This is a genomic window from Coleofasciculus sp. C1-SOL-03, assembly GCF_040220555.1.
Classification (GTDB): Bacteria; Cyanobacteriota; Cyanobacteriia; order Cyanobacteriales; family Coleofasciculaceae; genus Coleofasciculus.
The window spans coordinates 51,620-71,242 of record NZ_JAVJUO010000055.1 but is presented as its reverse complement, the minus strand read 5'-3'; the positions used below and the strand labels follow the sequence as shown (position 1 = coordinate 71,242).

Genomic DNA, 19,623 nt, shown 5'->3' with positions numbered 1-19,623 from the left:
CCAGTAGTGGGCTGACCCACCTAAAATGGTGAATTAGAATTGTAGGGGCGCACGGCGTGCGCCCATTCTAACCGTAAAATCTATTGCACAATTTTAGCTGTGTCAGTCCAGTACGTTAGCGAAGGCGTAACGCACCATTTTTCACAGATTTGGTGGGTTACGGCGGATATCGAATTATAAGGATTAGTTTTGTTAATTCAATCCCGCCTAACCCACCCTACGAATTTGTATTTTTCATTAACTACCAAGGATTACCCACCAGGGTAAATGAACTCCAATAATACGGATGAGTTAAATTAATTCCACCTTGGTTCCGTAGTTCCTCTGGTAAGTCTACTCTCGCGGCTGGCGTGACTAATTCATCCCCATCTAATTCCACCTCTCCCCGCATCATTGCCAGTTGTGCTTGTCGCAAGGCTTCCGCTTTAATCGGCGCTTGTTTTAACTGTTGATAAAACGTGGTCATGAGTCCTAATGTCCCGGTATCACTCACATACCAGAGACTACCTAATGCCGATTTCACCCCAGCTTGCACCGCTAATCCGGTAAATCCTAATTCTGCTTGTTCATCCCCTAACGCTGAACGACAGGCACTTAACACCATCAGTTCGACTTGGGGATTATCTAACTGTAACTCCTGTAATTTGTCTAGCGTTAATCGGGTATTCCAAAACTGAATATAGGAATTACTGGCTTTACCCGGTTTAAACTCCCCATGAGTGGCTAAATGCAAGATACCAAAGGGTTGGTCAGCACGGGCTTGTTTAAGATTGTCTAAGGTAAAAGTTTGATTCAGAAAAGATGTACCCAACCACAACTGATTAGTAATAATTGATAACTCTTTGGGGACAGCAGGTAAAGGGTCTTGTTCCTCAAATTGAGACGCGCCCATGGCTAAGATATCAGCATTTCGGATATCCACATAACCTGTATCCGTGAGGCTAAAACTGGGCATCAACCCGACACTATAGTTCTCGATAATAAATTGATTTCCGTCATAGAGTGTAGCAATGGGGAGGGAACGTAAGCCACTATCCATAACAAAGCTGAGATTATTAATCTGTTGGGCTTGTAACTCTTCGGCAATCGGGGACACTAACCAATCATAAAGTTGTTTTGCAGAGGGTTTATAGGGGCGGGGAATGCGAACATCGGTGACAGCGCGACGTAATTGTTGTACTTGTTGCATCACTTTGTCTCGGGTTGCACCGGGAACGGGACGGTGAATTACATCTCCAGAGGCGGTAACTAGGACGAGTTCCAGTTGGTCAGTGGGTTGAGGATTGGGGTTACTGGACAGTTGTTGACGCTGAGGATTGGACGGGTTAAATTGCCAGAGAATTTCGGTTGTATCTTTAGGATTGGGTTTTTCGGGAATGGGAGTTTGGGGTTTAAAGAAGGCGTAAATTAGGGCAGGTTTTATGCCTGTTTGTTGTTCGATTTGACTCAACGTTGTTTGCACTTGTTCAGGGGTAGCCGTTTGGGTATTACGAATTCCTAGGTAACTTTCATAGGCATTCGTGACATTACCTTCTTGTTGAGTCAGTTCAGCGTCAGCCGTTGGGGTGGTTGTGTTGGTTGTGGATGAGACAGCAACTTGACTCCCCTCGTCTGGGGTGCTATCTTCCTCGGTAGATTCATTAACCTCAGTCGGTTGAGTAATATCAACCGGATTTATCGGTGGATCATCGACGGTACTGGTAGGAATGTCACCGCGAATAATCGCAATATTTCCTTCTCGGTGAGTCAGGGGAAAGGAACGCGGCGGGATAATACTAATGTCTCCACTGGTGAGAACGCCAGCTGTACCATTAATTTCTGCATCTCCGACTTTAAACGGTGTGAGTGCGTCACCCCCATGGCGAATGGTAATATCTCCCCCACCGTTACCACCAGCCGTGGAGATACTGGCGTCTATCCCATTTTGGTCGGTAAAGGTGTCTGTGGCGCGGAAGTATTTGCCTGCGGTGATATCGACTTCACCCCCTGTACCATTATCACCACCTTGAGCATTAATCGAACCCACCTGAATATCGCCGATAGGGTCAAGGGTAACATGACCCCCATCACCGGAACTCCCACTGGTATTAATTGCACCTGTGGTTATTTCTAATTCAGCTTGAACGACAATATCGCCACCCGTCAATCCAGAACTATTCAAATCTGCGATCGCCACTCTGCCAGATTTTGCGTTAAGATAGATATCTCCCCCCTCTCCCGTGGGGTTACTGGTATTTAAGGTAACCCCACCCCCTTCCAAATCAGTTGTGTTGAGGGTAATGGTTCCGCCACGGGTTTGAATAACGCCTGAACCGGACAAGACGGTAGGATTAGAACTATTAACCGAAATATCACCGCCATTGGTTGTCAGCGTCAGCGCACCTGTGGTAAGATTGCCTGTACTAATCGCACCATTGGTACTGGTGATGGTAAGGGCGCGATCGCGATTGATCATGTCACTGGTAATAATATCCTGATTCGCCAACAAGGTAATCGTCGCATTCTCCTCTCCAGTGATGGTTCCGGCGGTGGTATTGATGGAACCCGAACCCACAGGTGCTTGTAATGTGACAGGGGTTTGGAATGTAATATCATCGGCTAGGGTAATTGCGCCACTGCTAGTTGTCCCACCAATCGTGATTGAGGTAAATGTATTTTGTAGGGAATTCAGTTCTGATGGGGTCAAATCTAAAATACTATTGCTACCACTATCCGCACCTCCGAGTTGAATCCCTTGGCTTGAGGTTAATGGTTGTAGGGTTAATGTTCCGGTTCCAGAGATAGTACCTGTAAAATTAAGTTCATCGCCGATTAGGGTAAGATTTCCTGCACCTCCATTAATATTGCTGCTGATAGTCGCGGGATTATTGAATTGGAAGGTATCATCTGAGTTTCCACCTGTCAAGTTAGAAAAGTCACTAAAGGTAAGTCCGTTAATTGTACCGCTATTGCTTCCGGTAATCGTCCAAGTGTTGGCGGTGTTATTGGCAATTAGGGTACTGGTTGCATTTGGGGTTCCTTGGACTTGTTCAATATTGGTTCCCCCTAATACTGCTAAGTTTACAGTTAAGGGACTGGTATAGGCTGAATAATCTAGGGTATCTGTACCTGCACCGCCATCAACTGTTCCGGTAAAGGTTACGCCATCATTGAAACTAAATGTATCGCTATTACTTCCTCCTGTCAGGTTGTTAATAGCGGTAAAGGTACTGCCATTAATAGTGCCAGCATTCGAGTTGGTTAAATTCCAGGTGTTCGGGGTGTTACTCGCAATTATTGTATTGTTCCCTCCACCCCCGTCAATGGTTCCTGTAAATGTAACACCATTGTTTAATTGGAAGATATCATTAGCATTACCACCACTCAGGTTCGGAAAATCTGAGAAACTCAAGGTTCCATTAACAGTTCCCGCATCATTGGCTGTAATATTCCACGTCGTCGCTGTATTTGTGCCAATTAACGTGCTACCTGTATTGCCAATAACCGCTTCGATATTTTCACCGCCAATAGCGGCTAGATTAACGGTAACGGGATTTGGATTACTGGAGTAGTCCAGGGTATCTGTACCCTCACTCCCATCAATTGTACCCCTGATAGTCGCGTTGTTCGTGAATCGAAATGTATCATCTCCATTACTGCCAATTAGATTTTGAATATTCCTAAATGAAGAGATTCTACCACTTATTGCATCGAGATCAATGAATGTAGCATCACCAGCATTATCTCCCGTGATATTCCAACGGTTAATTGTATTACCAATCAGAGTATTGTTTCCACCGTCACCGTCAATATTTAGGTTAAAGAAACTTCCATTCCTGTTGAAAATAAAGGTGTTATCGCCAGAACCACCACCGATAGTAATAGAGCTAAAGTCATCCCCTAGTCGATTCAGTTCTGTTTCTGTCAGATCTAATGCCAATGTATCATTGTTATCTCCACCAATAACAATATCTTGATCAGGTGTAAAAGGCTCAAGCCGAATAGTTCCGTCATTACTACTTGCACCAATGTCAATTTCATCACTGGTGACAATAATATTGCCGTCACCTAAAGAACCCGTTGCATTGATATTGGTAATAATACTCGTCGCCGCTTCAAGAGTGACATTACCACCTCTATTATTGCCACCAGAACACTGATTTCCTACACCAGAACAAGAGAGTATTGCACCAGCAGTTCCGTCAATCGTACTGGTGTCTATTGTACCGCCACTACTAAGATTGATAGTCCCACTACTCAAATTACCAACTGAGTGAATATCATCTGTAAAAATATTCCCCCCTGCCTCGAAAGAGATATTGCCTCCGTTGCCGTTGTTCGTTGAAGCGAATACACCATCACCATCTACCGTAATGCTACTACCGGATGTAACGATAATATCACCAGCATTAGCTGTTCCTTCATCGGTACTCGCAGAAGCGTTTAAACTTCCTTGCACAGTAATCGCGCCATTGTTGCTAGTAAGTTCAATAGTTCCACCTGCTGTATCACCCATGTTAGATGGACTTTCACCAATAGAGTCTATTTGACCTGTATTAATATCACCATTCGTACTTATGGAGATTGCACCACCCGATAAAGCTGTTGAGTCAATTTGACCTGTGTTAATCTCCTCTGTTGCTTCTAGGGTAATATCGCCGCCAGAACCTGTAAAACCTAGATCAGAATTAGCCGTTGATAGGAGATCATCGGTTTGGATACCACCGCTATTGCTCCTGATATTAATATTTCCACCACCAGTAGGACTACTTGCCGTGATTTGAGTTATCTCAATATCACCTTCGGCATCAAGGATAACGTCACCACCGTTGCTATCAAAACCAAAGGTGCTTATTTCACCTTGAACGGTAATTGTACCATTGTTGCTGGTGATATTAACAGCTCCTCCATCACTAAAGCCACCATCGGTATTAATATCATTTGTTACTAGAATATTCCTGGCGGCTTCAAGAGTAATATCACCACCCTTCGCTGTTGAGCCAGAAGCAGCATTGAGCCGAGCTGTAGTAATGCCACCTATCGTACTGGTCAACGTTATATTACCAGCATCATTATCGAAAGCATCACTGCGAACACTGCCAACATTAATATCATTGAAGGCTTCCAACTCAATTGTGCCTCCCATTGACCCAAAAGCATGCACACCAAATGTAGCCGCCGTTGTATCAATACTTCCCTGCTCACTAATAATCGTAATATTGCCAGCCGTGCCATCGGCATTTGAGCGAGCCGTCACATCTGACGTAGTAATATCATCTCTAGCCCTTAAAAAAATATTCCCACCGTTTCCAAGTCCTGCACCTGCAGAACCTGATTCTACAGCACTATTAGCTGCACCAATAACATTAATTGCTCCATTCACACTGGTAACAGTTACCGCACCACCAGTACCAGCGTCATTAGTACCACTGTCAAGCCTTCTCACATTAATGTCATCGTTAGCCGTTAGATTAATTGCTCCCCCATCGAATGCATTCGTTATAATTGTTCCTGCTGTAATCGTTTCACCCGAAATAGTAATGTCTCTTCCTGGTGCTGTGATTGATTGAGTCTGATCCATCGAAAAATCACCAACACCATTACCATCTGCATCCGCTGTCAAAGTAATTGATTCACCTGGATCAAAAGTTAGCGATAGACCATTGATAATCGTAATATTATTAGTTGCTTGGAGAACAACATTACCGACTTGAGATTCAATATCGCCAGCATTAATATTAATATTTACACTATCAAATTGATCTTGAAAAATATCCGGTAATTCTCCATTTACACCACCTGTACTCGCGGTATTGGAAATAGTAATATTTGTCGGATCTAGTAGCAAAGTTCCCCAATCACCAAAATTGGTACTAACATCAACCAAACCATCAAATAGCAGGTTTTGCTTCCCTGAAACTTCAACAAATCCACCATCTCCAGTATTATTACCACCACTAGCGCTAATGTTTCCATAGAATCCGGTAGTATCATCTGCCCAAACAATAACTTCACCCCCATCACCTTCTGTTAAAGCATCAGCATGAATCACTGAGTCACTACTTACAAACGTGCGAGAAGCATTTGGCACAGAATCTTTCCCTTGATACCCGCCACCAATGCGGACAGTACCCCCACCATTAACTCCAGAAGCGTCTATATTGGCAGAAATTAAACCCACTTTATTGCCAATAACATTAACCTCACCTCCCGTTGCTGATGAGGGCGCAAAGCTGGGTTCCCCTACAGCCCCTACATTGCCGCTGTTAGACACATCAATAGTGCCAGAAGCGATCGCCACCCCTGTCTCCTGCGGTAAAATGACCCCAGTATCAGCTAATTCTACCTCTCCCGATGGCGTTACATCAAGCCCAGTCTCAACAGTTTCCTCGTTACCCGTTAACAACTCAGGTAAATCTAGAGGGGTAACGGGTAAGGGTTCTCCCATTCCATTCGTGGGTTGTTCAATTTCTAGGGATAGTAATTTTCCTGGCTGAGATATCTTGACTAAATTGGAACCCGGAACCGCTGCGACGGTAACGGTTCCTCCGGCTGCGGTGATTGTTCCCGTATTGATTACAGTACCACCGAGTAAGGTGACTGTTTGCCCTGGTGATACGGATAAGTCACCAGCATTAATAAGACTTCCAGGTTGGGATACGTTAAAGGCAAACTGATTGGGTGTGCCAATTAAGGTTTGATAGTTATTCGTACCACTGGCATTAAACCAACTGTTATTCTCAAATCCAATTCCTGTGGCAGTTGTGGCGGTAAAATCAGCGGGAACGTTTAAACTAGCATCTGCCCCCAAAATAATTCCCGCTGGATTCATTAAATATAAGTTGGGAGTCCCCCCAGTTATCTGAATCAAACCGTTAATTACCGACGCATTTCCCCCCGTGACGCGACTGAGAATATTTTCCAGGTTGGGATTAGCGAGAAAATTGGCGATTTGGTTCGCATCTAAACCAAACTGCTCAAAACTATGGAATAAATTACTCCCATCTGCCGAAACACTGCCACCGTCAATATCATATTGGGTCCCATTTTCTGTGACGATTGTACCCGTACCGTCTACGGCTGGGGTGATGGATTGCGCCATGGCTGCGGAATTCCCGATCAGTGCAGCCACGCCACAGAGAATCGCTTGGCTTATGGATAGAAGCGTAAACAAGCAGCGGAAACCCAACCGAGACGATTTCATGATTGACAATCCTTTTCGTGCTATGTTAGATAGTTTCGCTTATTGTATTTTTTTTGTGTTGATAATTTAATAAAACGATACAAGATTTATTCTATTGTGATTACATCAATCGTAGAGGCGCCTCGTCTTGCGCCCAGAAACGATCAGCCGGATAGATTGGTGGGTTACGGCGGATATCCAGTTAAATGGTTTGTTGAGTTAATTTAATGCCGCCTAACCCACCCTACAAGACAACAATATAACAATATGACAAAACGGCATTTAAACCTATTAAGTATTCGCAATCGCCTTTTATCTCTAATCGGGTTGCTGTTCTCTCAGCCAACTCCGAAACGCCCGTAATGTCGCGGTTTCTCCATCCGATAAGCTTTGCAGAATAAACTGAGGAATTGCTGCTAACGGTAGCCATGGAAACGTCGGACTTCTCTCCACAGATTGATAAATTGTTGATTCTGGAGATAAAACAAACTGATTAGAAGGGCGGGTTTAGTCAACGTATCGGTTGTGTCCAAAACGTTATGAGTAAAACCCGCCCCTACATTCTTGTTCGGCTTAAATGGAAAGACCCAGTTTTAAACCAAGAACAACGTGAACAACCAGTAGAATCATAATTGTACTCCCCAAATAAGCATGAGCAGTACGAAACACTTGCTTCTTGTCACCCCCAAAACCAAACGTCATCAGCGCGTTAATTCCTAACAAAATTACGGCTGAAGAACCTGTCCAAAAATGCGGACTTTCAAAAATAGGTTTATGCTGCATCACCAGGGAAAGAACTCCTCCAGTATACCCCAGCGCAATAAACAAGTACATTAACGGTGCAAGCTGACGGTGAGATGCACGACTTTTCGCCGCCACTTCCCCATCTTTTGTCAGGCGACTACGCCATCCCATATAAGCAACAAAACTACCGAGAACAAATATCACGATTCCCATCATGACAGGATGTCCCCAGTGAACAATCGGTTCAGGAACGCCTAACCTGCGAAACCACGCCGCGATCGGTTCTAGGACTTGACTCAGTTGTTCTCCCATCGGTTTAAATTCATCTTTCTTTACATCTATCTATTTTGACACGTTTTGCACTCCCAGCCACTTCAATGATTGGCACAAAACCTGGGACAAAGGACAAATCACTCATCAGATAATCAGCCAAACCGCCAATCCCCAGAAGGGAACATATCGCAGCCAGCGCCCCCTTTTATCAGAGGGAATGACGGCGGTTAACAGTACACCTTGGAAAATGGAAAACAGCACCAAATCTACACAAAATGCGATAGTTACGCGGTTATTCATCAGCAGTTCTCTAAAATACTGCGTCCTTTGTGCTAAATCTCCAAACTCTGGTCTTCCCACAAAACCCCATACAATAGCTAGAGTACCCACAATCAGCCCTATCCATCCGAAAAGACGAGCTAACCAGCCTTTTTTAGGTTCATCCTTGTCTTGAGAACAGGGAACAGTATAACGCAGCGCCATATAAGGCGTAAGCATCACATTCGTCAGGAACATTGCCACACTCCACATCAAAACCTTAGGTAAATGGCGTCCCCTTTTATCAAGTAACAGTAAGGGGAGAAACATAAATATCCAGGCTTCGGCAAAGTTGAACAATGCTTCTAGGGTAGGGTGAACCGTCGGCGACTCCATGACATGAATACCCACCCCATTGAGAATCGGTAAGATTAAGAAGAAATTGAGCGACTCATCCAGAATTTCCTGTAGGGTTTCGGGTTGAATTGCCCAAATTGGCTCTCCAGGAAGCAGTTGATTGGGTGGAGAGAGTAAGAGGACATAAGTATAGAGTATAGCCACCAGTGCCAACGCGATCGCAACTCCAGGCTGAGGTTGTTCTGATTTAGCCGTAGCACTGGTTTCTGGCTGGCGTTTAAGCAGTCGTCGTACCAAAGGAGTAACCAATCGGATAATCCAGAATGCAACTTTACCGGGTTTAATGGGCGGTTCCACCACATCACGGGCGAAAATTAACTTACCTGTAGTTTCAGACAGGCGATAAAAGCTGACGCCTCGTCCATTGGGAAAGGGAATATCATCGAGTTCAACATGCCAAAGGACACCCGTGGACGATGAATCTCCTGTCGTAATATCATCAATAACAAAGAGTAAGTCATCGGGTACACCTCGAAAGGATTCTTCAAAAAGCTGCTGAACGGCGGCTTTCCCGCGAAAGGGTTGGGGAAAGTTAAGATCCTCATAGACGCACTCATCATCGATGCAGTCTATAGCGGCGGAAATATCCCTGCGGTTGATTGCCTGATACAGGGATTTAATCATCAAATGAGCAGGTTTTGTCATGTTGGCAGTTCGTGACTCTAATCAAACTATATCTGACATACCGCACCGACAACTCGTCACCATCGGTATTTTCGCCGTTTTTCCGGTTTGAAAAGTTATTTTTGATACATACAAATAGAGGTTGTTGATAATTTCTGCGCTATCCAATGAATTGGAGAGGTATAATTCGAGTAAAATAGAACATAAGAGTATTCCTTCTAGAATGAGGTAGCCTCTATGACCAGTAAAATTTTAAAAGGGCGTTATCAAATCAAACGCCACCTCGGAAAACGAGCCGGTCAACGCACTCTACTCGCCTGGGATCAGCAAAGCCAAAAGTTTGTAGTTGTGAAACTACTCACCTTTAGCAGTGATTTAACCTGGGAAACATTTAGACTGTTTGAGCGCGAAGCCAAAACCTTACAGCACCTTTCCCACCCAGCCATTCCTGGCTATCTTGACTATTTTGATATTCAAACCACCCATGGCAAAGGCTTTGCTCTAGTACAAAGTTATATTAACGCTCCCTCCTTAGAAAAGCATCTCAAAGCGGGACAAAAATTCAGTGAAACCGACCTCAAACAAATTGCCAAAGCCGTCTTAGAAATTCTCATTTATCTGCACAATTGTCATCCTGCCATTATTCACCGCGACATTAAACCGGGCAATATTTTGCTCACCAATCGTTCCGGCGCTCATGTCGAGCAAGTGTACTTAGTAGACTTTGGTTCTGTACAAGCCGCCGCCGTGGAACAAGGGACGATAACTGTCGTTGGCACCTATGGCTATATGCCACCTGAACAGTTCGGAGGGCGAGCAGTTGCTGCTTCTGATTTGTATAGTTTAGGCGCCACTCTAATTTATTTAGCATCAGGACAACATCCGGCTGATTTCCCCCAAAAAGATTTACGGATTTGCTTTGAGGATTCTGTCAGTTTATCACCCAGTTTTATCAACTGGTTACAGTGGATGACACAGCCAAGTCTGGAGCGGCGATTGGCATCAGCTAGTCAGGCTTTGCAGGTGCTAGAGAATCCACAACCGCAGCACCATCAATCTCTAATTAGCAAGAAACCCGCCGGTTCTAAAGTTGTGTTGACGAAAAACAATGATTTTCTACAGGTTGTTATTCCATCTCAAGGTTTCAGTCTTGATTTGCTCCCTCTAGTTGGCTTTGCCATTTTTTGGAATGGACTTCTCTTCTTGACCTATTCCAGGGCAATACGCAATTGGAGTTCAGGCGGATGGTTTGAAGCATTGTTCTGCTTAGGGCATTTAGGCTGTGGCATTTGGATTATTTTAATGATTTTATTTACTCTGTTTGGACGAATTGAATTAAAAATAGACCAGCATAAAATTCGGTTAAAATATAAGCTTTTAGGTTGTGAATACCAGCGCCCTCGTCCTGCTCCACGGAATAAAATATTTAAGTTAAATCACAAAACTAGCACAGATTCAAGTGCTAGCTCAATAGTGATTTTGGCGGGAGCAAAAAAATTTACAATCGGTGATAATTGTCCACTATCCAAAACAGAGCTTGACTGGTTAGCTTATGAACTTAGCAACTGGCTAAAATTACCAATTAGTCAAAATAAATTAACCGCTAGAAATACCGATTAGCCAAGAGGAGTATTATTGGCTAATTAAAAACACACATCATTGTGATTAAACGGTAGTTTGGCTTGACTCTGACCAAAATGTCCCCCGTTCCATTAAATTCCTCTGGCGGCACATAAAAGAGTCAATGAATTCCAGTAAATCTATGCAGTCTATCTAGCATGAGGTAGCCTTTATGACCATCAAAATCTTAAAAGGGCGTTATCAAATCAAACGCCAACTCGGAAAACGAGCCGGTCAACGCACTCTACTCGCCTGGGATCAGCAAAGCCAAAAGTTTGTGGTTGTGAAACTACTCACCTTTAGCAGTGATTTAACCTGGGAAACATTTAGGCTCTTTGAGCGCGAAGCCAAAACCTTACAGCACCTTTCCCACCCAGCTATTCCTGACTATCTTGACTATTTTGATATTCAAACCACCCATGGCAAAGGCTTTGCCCTAGTACAAAGTTATATTAACGCTCCTTCATTAGAAAAGCATCTCAAAGCGGGACGAACATTTAGTGAAATTGATCTCAAACAAATTGCCAAAGCCGTTTTAGAAATTCTTATTTATCTGCACAATTGTCATCCTGCCATTATTCACCGTGACATTAAACCGGGCAATATTTTGCTCACTAATCGTTCTGGCGCTCATGTCGGTCAAGTGTACTTAGTAGACTTTGGTGCTGTGCAAGCTGCTGCCGTGGAACAAGGGACGATAACCGTCGTTGGTACTTATGGCTATATGCCACCTGAACAGTTCGGGGGACGAGCTGTTGCTGCTTCTGATTTGTATAGTTTAGGCGCCACATTAATTTATTTAGCATCAGGACAGCATCCGGCTGATTTGCCGCAAAAAGATTTACGAATTTGCTTTGAGGATTCTGTCAGTTTATCACCCAGTTTCATTGATTGGTTACAATGGATGACACAGCCAAGTCTGGAACGGCGATTGGCATCAGCTAGTCAGGCTTTGCAAGTGCTAGAGTATCGATTAAGTATTCCCAGAAACCGAGTTACTTATGAGGATAACAACGAACTATCAGCATTTTACCCAAAGAAACCCGGTTTATTGACCAATTTCTTAGTTACCAAGAAACCAGTCGGTTCTAGAGTTGGGTTGACGAAAACCAATGATTCTCTACAGATTTTTATTCCACCTAAAGGTTTCAGTTCAGATTTACCTATTGGTATAGCAATTCTCTGGAATATATTCCTCATCTTTCCTTATTCCGCTGCTATACGAACTTGGAGTTCAGGGGGGTGGTTGATTGCAATATTTTGTTCATTCCATTTAGGATTTGGTATTAATATGATCCGAAACATTTTATTTACTCTTTTTGGAAATATTTATCTCCAGATCGATCAGACGCAAATCGTCTTAAATTATCAGCTTTTTGGCTTAAACTACCAGCGTCCTCGCCCTGCACCACGACATCAAATTCTTAAATTAGAACGGACTCAAACGTCTTATTATACAACTTCAAAAGGTAAAACAGTGAAAGTTGAACCGCAAATTAATATTTGGGCAGGAACTAAACAATTTGTGATTGGTGGCAAGGGTTGGCTATCGGAATCCGAGTTGGACTGGTTAGCTTATGAACTTAGCAACTGGTTAGAACTACCAATTAGCTTATTGGAAGCTGATTCTAGTTAAGCAGTCGCTTCTTGATGTTGTGCTAAAAACGCCTCCACCGTTCGGTTAAACTCCTCTGGCGCAACTAAAAAGGGCCAATGATTCCCAGGAACCTGACAAACTTGTAAATTTTTTAAGTAGGTTTTATAGGGTTTCAGTTGCCACTCTTGGCGGTTCACCCCTTTTTCCGGTTGCACAAACAAGGTGGGGATATGAATCGGAACCGTTAATCCGGCGACGAGCATCACATCCTTAAACGTACCATCACGGGCAGCCACGGTAAACTTACTCCCCCAAGAACCATCAGGTTTCTGCTCGATACTGGCTTGAAAAACTTGCTGCTGTAATGGCGTCCAATCTTGATATTGACTTAACTGGCGCACTTTCTGTTCAGCGTCTTCATAACTCTCAAACGGACCCATCCCTTTGAGAAAGGGTAAAACCCGGTATAACAAAGGGAATGTAACCTTAAGCAGACTCGGCATTTTCCAGATAAAAATTGGATCAACCAAAATCATGCTGCGGAACCGTTCGGGATGCTGTTTTGCCCAAATCGGGGCTAATTTACCCGTCCAGGAATGTCCGATAATATGAGCTGATGACCATCCCAAGTGATTCATCAGGGCTTCCAAGTCCGCGATCGCACTGGCAAAGGTATAATCATCGTCAGGCTTGCTACTCTCCCCATGACCTCGCATATCGGGAGCGATGATATGATAGCTCTCAGCCAGATACTCGGCTAAACTTGACCACACTAAAGCGTGATCCGCTAAACCATGGAGCAGTAACAGGGGTTCTGAACCTTGATTCCACTCCAGATAAGACAGTTGGATTTCGGGTAAGGATACAGTGTGCCGTGCTGATGTCATTTTGCGTTTGGTGGTAGTAAACCCGACTGTAGAATAGCAAATATCAACAAAAGATAACGCATTCTACTGAGCAGGGATTAGGTAGAATGCAGAACAAATCCTATTGCTTTGAGTAAGCTGGCGGCTGATTTAGATTGAACGGAGGGAGACAATCGATATGGCATTTACAGCGAGTGTTATTTCAACCAACGAATGGGGCGCTAGACCCCCAAAACAGTGGCCCGGGCAAACGAGACCGCAATATATTATCATTCATCATACAGCGACTCCTAATCCCCCCAATGATGTCTCCAGAGGGACATTAACGGGAGCTAAAACCTTCGCCCGCAGCATTCAAACTGCCCATATAGATGGCTTTGGCTGGATTGATTCGGGTCACAATTTTTTGAACACGACGGGCGGATATTTGCTAGAAGGCAGACATGGAAGTCTGAATGCGGCTAAACAAGGACGCAGTGTGCGTTCATCCCATGCGGGGAGTAATAAAGGGAATCAGTCGCCAGGGATTGAAAATGAAGGGACGTTTATCACCTATCAAATGAATGCCAAACAGTGGGAGAGTTTGGTTGAATTATGCGCCTCGATTTGCTCAACCACTAAGATTAGCCCAGATAATATTCTTGGACATCGCGACTTTTCTCCGACTCAATGTCCGGGAGATTGGTTATATAGTCAATTACCGCGCTTACGCCAGGAAGTCCGTCAGCGATTAGGATCATCTTTCATCGAAGTTTTGCGGGAAGGAGACACCGGACTACGAGTGAAAGAACTCCAACAAATTCTCAGCGCTCAAGGGTTTAATCCGGGTCCAATTGATGGTATTTTTGGCGCGGGTACTGAAGATGCGGTGGTTTTGTTCCAAAAGTTTTATGGGTTAGAACCTGATGGTTTAGTTGGACCGAATACGTGGAAGGTGTTAGAACGGGTGTCTCAACCGACACAGCCACCTCCCACCGACACGGGGACTCCGACGGCGCCGGATACAACACCGGGGGGAAGTACACCGTTGGGTTCACAAACTCCTTTCACCCAAGTTCAACTCCTCGATACCTATAAATATTACCGGGAACTCCCCCATCAAACCCAAGCCATTCAATGGTTACAAGCACAACTGTCTGAGGCGACATTGGTAGAGTTTTCCCAAAAATGGCGCAATCAACCGTTAGAACCGTTTTTACCACTCCAGGAAGGTTCTGTGAGTCCCCAAGTGAAGCAAGTCCAAGAGATTTTGCAGCAAGAAGGCTTTGATCCCGGTCCTGCTGATGGAATCTATGGTCCCAAGACAAAAGCGGCTGTTATTGCGTTTCAGCGCTCAAAAGGGATGACAGCGGATGGGATTGTGGGGGCGGTGACGTGGCCCGTTTTGAATTTAGCTTAAGTGCATCTTCCCACCAACAGGCGGTGCTAGTTTTCGTCCAGCCATAACGTTTCCTGGCTCGGTCTACAATGGTTAATCCCTCTGTGGATGCGGAGATCGAGTTAGACATAGTAGCATGATCGGTCAGGATACTCAACTTATTCTAGTTTAGCTAGGGGATTCTAGAGCGTCGATGCAGTAATAGCAGCTAGTAGTGGGCTAGTATCCTGGCACGTTTATCAATTGTCGGGGCGGGTTTAGGGACTAAAATGTGCTTACTCCGCCGATAACTGTTCAACAAAACCCGCCCTTAATCGTTATGGACTTGATACACTAGCAGTCTGTAAAGGTAACTTAATGGTACAAACACCGACTAAAATTATGACATTAGAAGAGTTTCTCAAACAGCCAGAAACCGAACCAGCGAGCGAGTATATCAACAGGCAAATTATCCAAAAGCCGATGCCTCAAGGAGAACACAGCGCCATTCAAACTGAGTTAGTCCCCGCCATTAACGCCGCCCTCAGATCAAAGCGAATTGCCCGGGCGTTTTCTGAACTTCGGTGTACATTTGGCGGACGTTCACTTGTGCCTGATATTGCTATATTTACTTGGGATAGGATTCCCCGACAGGAGAATGGTAAGGTAGCGAATATTTTTGCGATCGCGCCGGATTGGACGATTGAAATTCTTTCCCCTGACCAAAGCCAAACAAAAGTTACTAAGACTATTCTGCACTGTTTGAAGTACGATAGCAAGATGGGATGGCTTATTGATCCAGAGGAACAGTCAGTGTTTGTTTATCGTTCAGATCGACCAACGGATGTTTTTGATCAACCAGAAGCACGTTTACCCGTTCCAGAATTTGCTAAAGATTTTACTCTGACTCTGGCAGAGTTGTTCGATTGGCTACTGGAGTAATAGGTTAGGAAGCGGTGTAATTTCTGGGCGGGTTAGAGGCGGTGAAAAAAAGTAGTCATTGGGGTGTCTCTGGATTGTTTTCTGACGAGCTGTAAAGCAGCTTTTCAGTTGCTTGACCGTTGTCATCGTTCCTAATATGTCATCGTGTCATGTTCAAGTGACTCTTGTCAAGGTGTCATGTTGACGTGGCAGTAAACAACCCCATGACCAAAAAACAGCCATCAGAAGGTGAGTCACCGTTAAAGACACTGAGAGAAAAGCTAAATTTGACGCAAGAGGAACTGTCGAGACGGTGTAGTATTCCTCTGCGGACATACGTGCGTTGGGAAACTGGTGAGGCAACGCCTAGACCAACCATTCCACAAGTGAAAGCGTTATGTAGAGAGCTAGGGATCTCAATTGAGGATTTGCCGGATGAATTTGGCCCGATGCGATCGCAATCTGGGGATGATGACTGATTCAAACGAAGGGAAATCTCAATTAAGACTATTCAGAGAAGCTGCGGGACTTACCTGAGCTGAACTTGGAAACCGTATTGAACGTCCTTTTAAAGTGACATTTTAACATAGATTTAATCCGATAATTAAACTCCCAGGGATTCAAATTTTTGATTCATTCAGTCGATTGAGATGGTTTTATCTGTTTTAATTGTTCGTTATACTTCTGTTTAATCTATCTATTCTTTATTGTCTAGTTTTCTAAGATTTGATTTTTTCTTCGCCTTTCTCCGCTTTTTTTCTTCACGAATTATTTTTTTGTCCTCACGTATTGTTATGTCAGTAGGAGGACTGAACTTTAAACTGAGTGAGGGTTTCCTTTCAGATCCATAATTTGCCTGAAGAAACTTGGCATCTATAATTTCTTGACCTCTGCTCACTGCATTTTTTAATAAATCACCGACTTGTTTATTGTTATCAATATTCCACACTTTATCATCAGTAATTTTTCGGGCTAACAGGCGTGTTATCAGGTTTTGGGGAAGCTTGAGTGTAAAAGCACCGCTAGTATCAGTTTCTATGTAGGCTTTAGGATAATCAATAATAGACTCTGTAGGAGCAGTGAATGCACCAAACTCTAACCTGATGCGCGATTGCTCTCTCAATTTAGCTTCTACCTTAACAAACTTAACATTAATTATTTGTTGGTTCAGTTCTGTGGCAAACCTCAGAGAATCACCGATTTGCTTTTTGAGAGTTGGATAATCATCACTGCCTGATTTTTGATCATCCCAAACCTCAGAAGCCGTAATATCTTCGGCTAGGAACAGAGCTACGAGATTGCATGGAATCTCTACGTCAAAAGACAAATTTGCTCCAGGGCTAAAAACAAAACGACCTTCCCGTTCCTTGTATCTTTGTAATGCTACAGAATTTTTCTGTTGTTTTTGTGTCTCCCAGCTTTCACAACCAGAGCCATATTCAACTTGATTAAGATTTATTTGATGAAGAAGTTGTTCCTGCTGTGCCGTTAACTCTACATCAGGATGAGGGTTCTTGATAACGATAGGTCTACTGGCTCGTTTTCTCAATCCATAGAAGCCAGAATATTCATTTTTAATCGTGACGATTACCACAGCCGAAATTAACCTGGAACTTTTAACTCTTTGTCTAGGTGCTTTTGTCCCAGGCAAAGTTGCATTTCCTATGGCATTCAATTTCCATTTATCTGTCTTAAGTAACTGTCTCCAGGAATTATTTGGCGGTACTTGTACATCTTTACTGGTATCGGCTGGCTTAAGTCCGATTCTTAGGTGTTGTGAATCAGCCACCCTTCCTTTGGATAATTCGTCTCTCATCCAAGAAGGAAAACATATTATATCAGTTTCTTGTTGCGGGTTATGAGGGGTAATATATGTAACTTCTACCCAAAAAGGCTCGCAGTCATCAGGCTGCAAGAAAATATCAGGGACTGATGTTTTCTCTCCCTCAGGCTGAATTAGAGATGAAACTTCTGAGTTTGCTTCACCTCGACTACGATGCCTTGAAATAACCGCAGAAGCTGTTGCATGTAGCACGATGAGTTCCCATAAGTGAGATTTCGTCTGTTCATGTTCACTTCTAAGACGCCATCGAAGTTTATGTAATTTTGCGCCGAGCCACGTCTCACACTGAGACAGTAAATATTCTGCTTGAGATTCGCTAATCACTCGTTCAAATATGTGGGTTTCTAGAGTATGAGAGCCAAGAAGCTATATTCTAGCAAATCAGCCTTGTGACACATCGGGTAAGGGTAAAATACGAAAACCTCTACTGAGTCAGAGGGTGAGTCAAAGATTGAACACTTTCCCCCCAAAACCCCTCTTAAGCTGAGAATAGACAGACAAAAGCGCATAGGCAATGCCCACCTTACCTCTTCAAAAAGTTGCTAATGCGGATTAATTCACTCGAAATAAAATGCGGGTGAAGGGGCGTCGCATTCTCATTAGCTGGGGAATTAACTCCCACTGCAAGTAGCAAAAGTCCTCTTGCATAGAACTCGGTAAAATTTCCAGTCCACTTCAGTGGACTTAAGCTATTAGCCCGGAGTTTAAACTCCGGGCAGAATTTTATCAAGCCATTGGAGGATGCTCACCCTGCCTATCCAACCAACTCACCAACTCCTCCACTCCAGAAAAATCCAACAACGCCTCTGCCAATGCTTCAACTTGCTCTAGCGATAGCGCTTCAACCTTTGCTTGGAGTTCTCGACTCATTACTCCAACTCGACGATTGAGCAAACGGAGAACCAGCGCGACTCCCTCTCGTTGCCTTCCTTCCTCCAACGCTTCCTGATAGACTCGCGTCTGCCTCAATTCACTCAATCCAAACATTGCTGCAATCTCCTGCCGACTCAATTGCGGAAATTTATAAACCACGATCGTTTCAATTAACTCTATTATCGCTTCTTGTGACAAGCTCACTGGCTCTGTTTGCTGTACCCGTGCGAGCAACTGCTTCACTTGTGCCACTGCCTGTTCTTCAGGTTCAACAATGAGCCGCACCAATCCAACCTCTACCGATAACTCCTGTATGTCCCCCAATTCATCAAGATAGATGCGTTGTACCTAAGGGCTATTGAGTAGAACGCGATAAGGTTGGGTGTCAGTCGGCTCTTGACGTCGCGTTGGATAAAGGGCAACGGCTCGCCAATCGACAATCTGAGGATTTTGGTTCAAAAACAGAAATACTTCTGCAAATAAGCGTCGGTAGAGTTGCTCGTCTTTTTGAAATTGAACTTCGACAAAGTAAGCAATGGGATTGGGAACATCCTGAGGGGGTAAGAAAACGCCATCAATGCGGAAGGCAGTTTGCTTAAGTTCTACTGAGCGAAAGACATAACCTTGGGCTTGAGCTGGAGACTGTCCAATCAGCTCAAAAAAGATAGTCGGCGCACTTTGAAACAGTCGATAGAATAGGGAATCAGTTTTCACTGCTACAGGCACATATCAACAGAACCAAGATGCTAACTGGGCGTTTAATTTCAATTCTATACGGCAAATCGCCGTATGCAAACTTCGCTACTGTTATGCTTCCCTTGACTCGATGTCATTTCGGCTCAATTTGTCAAGTCCTGATAATTTAAACGATTCTTTCCCCCAGAACGGTTTAAATTTTCCAATCAGAGTCTCATCTCAACAAAACGTCATAATTGCTCGTTTTGTACCTCTTTTTGGAAAAAAGCTACGATTTTTCAGGGGTTACGGCGATTGTGAGAAGAGTGTGCGCTTTTCAGGTATACTCTCTATGGTGGGTTTTTTGTGGGCAAAACTAATTCAGACCCAGCT

The 19,623-nt window shown here is 43.9% G+C and carries 12 protein-coding genes and 1 pseudogene; 5 read left to right on the top strand and 8 right to left on the bottom strand.

Features of this window, described 5'->3' with window-relative positions; translation table 11 throughout:
• Nucleotides 1-241: 241 nt before the first annotated feature.
• The 4 genes from RIE73_RS08035 to RIE73_RS08020 all read right to left on the bottom strand — a co-directional run bounded on the left by RIE73_RS08035 (nucleotide 242) and on the right by RIE73_RS08020 (nucleotide 9,499).
• Nucleotides 242-7,183, bottom strand: a complete 6,942-nt coding sequence (locus RIE73_RS08035) for a CHAT domain-containing protein (protein ID WP_446400694.1) — start codon at nucleotides 7,181-7,183, stop codon at nucleotides 242-244.
• Nucleotides 7,184-7,480: 297 nt separating this feature from the next.
• The gene (locus tag RIE73_RS08030) at nucleotides 7,481-7,615 is read right to left on the bottom strand and encodes a hypothetical protein (protein WP_446400693.1); all 135 of its coding nucleotides are present in this window, start codon (nucleotides 7,613-7,615) and stop codon (nucleotides 7,481-7,483) included.
• A 120-nt stretch (nucleotides 7,616-7,735) separates the two neighbouring features.
• Nucleotides 7,736-8,218 carry a DUF4079 domain-containing protein gene (locus RIE73_RS08025; protein WP_446400692.1) on the bottom strand — a complete coding sequence of 161 codons (483 nt, stop codon included), beginning with the start codon at nucleotides 8,216-8,218 and terminating at the stop codon, nucleotides 7,736-7,738.
• A gap of 105 nt (nucleotides 8,219-8,323) precedes the next feature.
• Nucleotides 8,324-9,499, bottom strand: coding sequence for a nuclear transport factor 2 family protein (locus tag RIE73_RS08020; protein WP_446400691.1), 1,176 nt, complete (start codon nucleotides 9,497-9,499; stop codon nucleotides 8,324-8,326).
• 216 nt (nucleotides 9,500-9,715) lie between these two features.
• Here RIE73_RS08020 and RIE73_RS08015 point away from each other — a divergent pair, with 216 nt between their 5' ends.
• Both RIE73_RS08015 and RIE73_RS08010 read left to right on the top strand, forming a co-directional pair.
• Entirely contained in the window at nucleotides 9,716-11,098 is a 1,383-nt protein-coding gene (locus RIE73_RS08015; protein WP_446400690.1) for a serine/threonine protein kinase, read from the top strand.
• Nucleotides 11,099-11,270: 172 nt separating this feature from the next.
• Nucleotides 11,271-12,734 (top strand): serine/threonine protein kinase, encoded by a 1,464-nt coding sequence (locus RIE73_RS08010; RefSeq protein ID WP_446400689.1) that lies wholly within the window; start codon nucleotides 11,271-11,273, stop codon nucleotides 12,732-12,734.
• On the opposite strand, the gene RIE73_RS08005 is transcribed toward RIE73_RS08010, so the two are convergent.
• Nucleotides 12,731-13,582: an alpha/beta fold hydrolase gene (locus RIE73_RS08005; RefSeq protein ID WP_446400688.1), complete on the bottom strand. Its 852-nt coding sequence runs from the start codon at nucleotides 13,580-13,582 to the stop codon at nucleotides 12,731-12,733. The two genes, RIE73_RS08010 and RIE73_RS08005, sit on opposite strands and share 4 nt — an antisense overlap.
• A gap of 157 nt (nucleotides 13,583-13,739) precedes the next feature.
• On the opposite strand from RIE73_RS08005, the gene RIE73_RS08000 reads away from it, so the two are divergent.
• The 3 genes from RIE73_RS08000 (at nucleotide 13,740) to RIE73_RS07990 (ending at nucleotide 16,318) form a co-directional block, all read left to right on the top strand.
• Nucleotides 13,740-14,960 carry a peptidoglycan recognition protein family protein gene (locus RIE73_RS08000; RefSeq protein WP_446400687.1) on the top strand — a complete coding sequence of 407 codons (1,221 nt, stop codon included), beginning with the start codon at nucleotides 13,740-13,742 and terminating at the stop codon, nucleotides 14,958-14,960.
• A gap of 336 nt (nucleotides 14,961-15,296) precedes the next feature.
• Complete coding sequence (locus RIE73_RS07995) at nucleotides 15,297-15,860, top strand: Uma2 family endonuclease (protein WP_446400686.1); 564 nt, start codon at nucleotides 15,297-15,299, stop codon at nucleotides 15,858-15,860.
• A gap of 203 nt (nucleotides 15,861-16,063) precedes the next feature.
• The gene (locus RIE73_RS07990) at nucleotides 16,064-16,318 is read left to right on the top strand and encodes a helix-turn-helix transcriptional regulator (RefSeq protein ID WP_446400685.1); all 255 of its coding nucleotides are present in this window, start codon (nucleotides 16,064-16,066) and stop codon (nucleotides 16,316-16,318) included.
• Nucleotides 16,319-16,536: 218 nt separating this feature from the next.
• On the opposite strand, the gene RIE73_RS07985 is transcribed toward RIE73_RS07990, so the two are convergent.
• The 3 genes and pseudogenes from RIE73_RS07985 to RIE73_RS07975 all read right to left on the bottom strand — a co-directional run.
• The gene (locus RIE73_RS07985; RefSeq protein ID WP_446400684.1) at nucleotides 16,537-17,874 is read right to left on the bottom strand and encodes a hypothetical protein; all 1,338 of its coding nucleotides are present in this window, start codon (nucleotides 17,872-17,874) and stop codon (nucleotides 16,537-16,539) included.
• 534 nt (nucleotides 17,875-18,408) lie between these two features.
• A complete protein-coding gene (locus tag RIE73_RS07980; protein WP_446400695.1) occupies nucleotides 18,409-18,669 on the bottom strand; it encodes a DUF4351 domain-containing protein in 261 nt (86 codons plus the stop codon).
• Nucleotides 18,670-18,675: 6 nt separating this feature from the next.
• Nucleotides 18,676-19,269: pseudogene (locus RIE73_RS07975) on the bottom strand (Rpn family recombination-promoting nuclease/putative transposase); the annotation flags it as partial.
• Nucleotides 19,270-19,623: the final 354 nt, after the last annotated feature.

Coding starts and splice junctions, on each gene's coding strand:
- RIE73_RS08035 (WP_446400694.1), bottom strand. CDS start 7,183: ATGAAATCGTCTCGGTTGGGTTTCCGCTGCTTGTTTACGCTTCTATCC.
- RIE73_RS08025 (WP_446400692.1), bottom strand. CDS start 8,218: ATGGGAGAACAACTGAGTCAAGTCCTAGAACCGATCGCGGCGTGGTTT.
- RIE73_RS08020 (WP_446400691.1), bottom strand. CDS start 9,499: ATGACAAAACCTGCTCATTTGATGATTAAATCCCTGTATCAGGCAATC.
- RIE73_RS08015 (WP_446400690.1), top strand. CDS start 9,716: ATGACCAGTAAAATTTTAAAAGGGCGTTATCAAATCAAACGCCACCTC.
- RIE73_RS08010 (WP_446400689.1), top strand. CDS start 11,271: ATGACCATCAAAATCTTAAAAGGGCGTTATCAAATCAAACGCCAACTC.
- RIE73_RS08005 (WP_446400688.1), bottom strand. CDS start 13,582: ATGACATCAGCACGGCACACTGTATCCTTACCCGAAATCCAACTGTCT.
- RIE73_RS08000 (WP_446400687.1), top strand. CDS start 13,740: ATGGCATTTACAGCGAGTGTTATTTCAACCAACGAATGGGGCGCTAGA.
- RIE73_RS07995 (WP_446400686.1), top strand. CDS start 15,297: ATGGTACAAACACCGACTAAAATTATGACATTAGAAGAGTTTCTCAAA.
- RIE73_RS07990 (WP_446400685.1), top strand. CDS start 16,064: ATGACCAAAAAACAGCCATCAGAAGGTGAGTCACCGTTAAAGACACTG.
- RIE73_RS07980 (WP_446400695.1), bottom strand. CDS start 18,669: ATGTTTGGATTGAGTGAATTGAGGCAGACGCGAGTCTATCAGGAAGCG.